This window comes from Nitrincola tapanii, from assembly GCF_008368715.1.
Taxonomy (GTDB): domain Bacteria; phylum Pseudomonadota; class Gammaproteobacteria; order Pseudomonadales; family Balneatricaceae; genus Nitrincola; species Nitrincola tapanii.
Genome location: NZ_SMRS01000017.1, coordinates 1 through 2,502 on the forward strand (window position 1 = coordinate 1; position 2,502 = coordinate 2,502).

Genomic DNA, 2,502 nt, shown 5'->3' on the forward strand with positions numbered 1-2,502 from the left:
TTCAGGCCTTCGGATTCCGGGTCGATCCCCACCATCCACACCGGCTCCACCCATTCGGAGCGCTGCATCTTCATCAGCAGATCGGTGCCGATATTGCCCGGACCGATAATCACCGCTTTTAATTTTTGACTCATCATTTAAATTCCTGCATTAAAGCCGTTCACGATCGTCTTAAGCCATGCACGTTCAGTCATGCACGGCTTGAATCGGATCACACAAAGCGCACAGACGCCTGACCGATGCCACCGATACTCACGCTCATAAAGTCACCCGCCTGCACCGGCTCCAGCGGCACGAGCGAACCCGAGAGAATGACTTCACCCGCTTTCAATGGAATACCGAAGTGCCCCAAGGTGTTGGCCAACCAAGTGACACAGTTCACCGGGCTGCCTAAGGCAGCAGCCCCGGCCCCGGTACTGATCACGGAACCGTTCTTCTCCACCACCATGCCGCAGGTGGCCAGATCGACTTTGCGTGGATCGACGGCCCGATCGCCAAGCACAAACAAACCGCAGGAGGCGTTGTCAGCAATCGTGTCTTGGATCTTGATCTGCCAGTTCTCGATGCGCGAATCGACCACTTCAAAACAGGGCATCACGCATTCGGTGGCGGCTAAGACATCGGCATGGGTGATGCCGGGGCCGAGCAGATCTTTTTTCAAAATGAAGGCGATCTCCCCTTCCGCACGCGGTTGCATCAGGCGCTCGGAGATCGGCATCTCCTCACCCTGGCTAAAGGCCATACGATCGGTCAGGTAACCAAAATCCGGTTGGTGCACGTTGAGCATGTTCTGCACGGCTTTGGAGGTGACGCCAATCTTTTTGCCGATGACACGCTCACCTGCGGCCAGACGACGCTCCAGCATGCGCAAGGAGATGTGGTAGGCGTCCTCAATCGTTATATCGCTAAACCGCTCGGTCAGCGGACGCAGCGCTTGACGCTGTACCATCGCTTCGTAGAGTTCATCTCCACAGGTGTCGATTAAATGTTTATCCATATCAGCCACTGAGTCTCTTAATTAGGGGGAAGCACGGCGCGGGCCGGCTTACAACTTGATGCAAATGTTTTTCAGCTCGGTGTAGAACTCCAAACCGTGCACGCCGCCTTCGCGGCCGATGCCGGATTGTTTGGCGCCGCCAAAGGCGGTGCGCAGATCACGCAGGAACCAGGAGTTGATCCACACCAGACCGGCTTCCATCTGCTCCGCCACTCGCACCGCCCGCGCCGAGTTCTCCGTCCAGATCGTCGCGGCTAAGCCATAGTGGGTGTCATTGGCCAGCGCGATCACTTCCTCTTCGCGATCAAACGGACGCAGATGGCAGCAAGGCCCAAAGATCTCTTCGCGGATCACCCGCGCATCATCGGCCAGGCCGGTCCAGATGGTGGGTTCGATCCAAGCGCCGGCATTCAGCTCGGGGCCCATATCGGGAATGCCGCCGCCGATCTCGACGCGCGCGCCCTCTTGCACGGCCAGGTCGTAATAGGATTTCACTTTGGCACGGTGCTCCAGGCTCACCAGTGGGCCAAAGTTGGCCGTACTATCTTCAGGACGACCGAGCTTCAGCTTGGCCACCTCCTCTTTTAGGCGTGCCAGGAATTGATCAAAGATCGGGCGCTCCACATACACACGTTCCGTGCCTAAGCAGACCTGACCGCAGTTCACAAAGGCCGAGCGCATGGTGCCTTCCACGGCTTTTTCCAGATCACAATCGGCAAAGACGATCCCGGGGTTTTTACCGCCACACTCCAACGAGATGTTACGCAGGCCCACCGAGGCCGCTTTCATGATCGCCTCGCCCGTGCGGGTTTCGCCGGTGAAGGTGATGGCATCCACCAGGGGATGAGTGGTGAGGAATTCACCGGCCGAGTTCGGGCCAAAGCCGTGTACCACGTTAAACACGCCCGGCGGGACACCACACTCGTTCATCACCTCACCGAGCAGCGTGGTGGTAGCGGGGGTTTCTTCTGAAGGTTTGACCACCACGGTGTTGCCACAGGCCAGCGCCGGGCCGACCTTCCAAGTCATCAGCAGCAGCGGCAGGTTCCAAGGTGAGATCACCGCGATCACGCCTTTCGGGGTACGATGCCCGACATTTAACGCGCCCAGACCATCGGGCGTATCCAGACGGAAGGCTTCCGTCGGATGGTTGGCTAGGGTCTCGGAGAAGGCTTTAAAGTTCGCCGCGCCCCTTGGAATGTCGATATGGCGGGCAATCGAATAGGGTTTACCGGTGTCTCGACACTCCGCTTGTAAAAACTCATCAAAGCGCGCGTTGATGCGATCAGCGACCTTGTTCAGCAGGCCAATCCGTTGCGCCTGGGTGAGCTGGCCCCAAGGGCCTTTGAGGGCCGCTTTGGCGGCCCGCACCGCCGCGTCCACCTCGTCGCGACCGGCTTCATGGACCCGCCCAATCAGGCTGTTGTCCACGGGGCAGCGGTTCTCAAAGGTCTGACCACTGGCGGAGCCGACATAGGCACCGTTAATAAAATGTTTAAATTCGT

Annotated in this window: 2 protein-coding genes; both read right to left on the reverse strand. The window is 58.4% G+C overall.

Annotated features, from left to right (window positions below):
* Positions 1-211 precede the first annotated feature (211 nt).
* The gene (gene dmpE, locus E1H14_RS13060; protein WP_149391923.1) at positions 212-997 is read right to left on the reverse strand and encodes a 2-oxopent-4-enoate hydratase; all 786 of its coding nucleotides are present in this window, start codon (positions 995-997) and stop codon (positions 212-214) included.
* Positions 998-1,045: 48 nt separating this feature from the next.
* Positions 1,046-2,502 (reverse strand): 2-hydroxymuconic semialdehyde dehydrogenase (locus E1H14_RS13065; protein WP_149391924.1); only part of this gene is annotated, 1,457 nt, incomplete at its 5' end.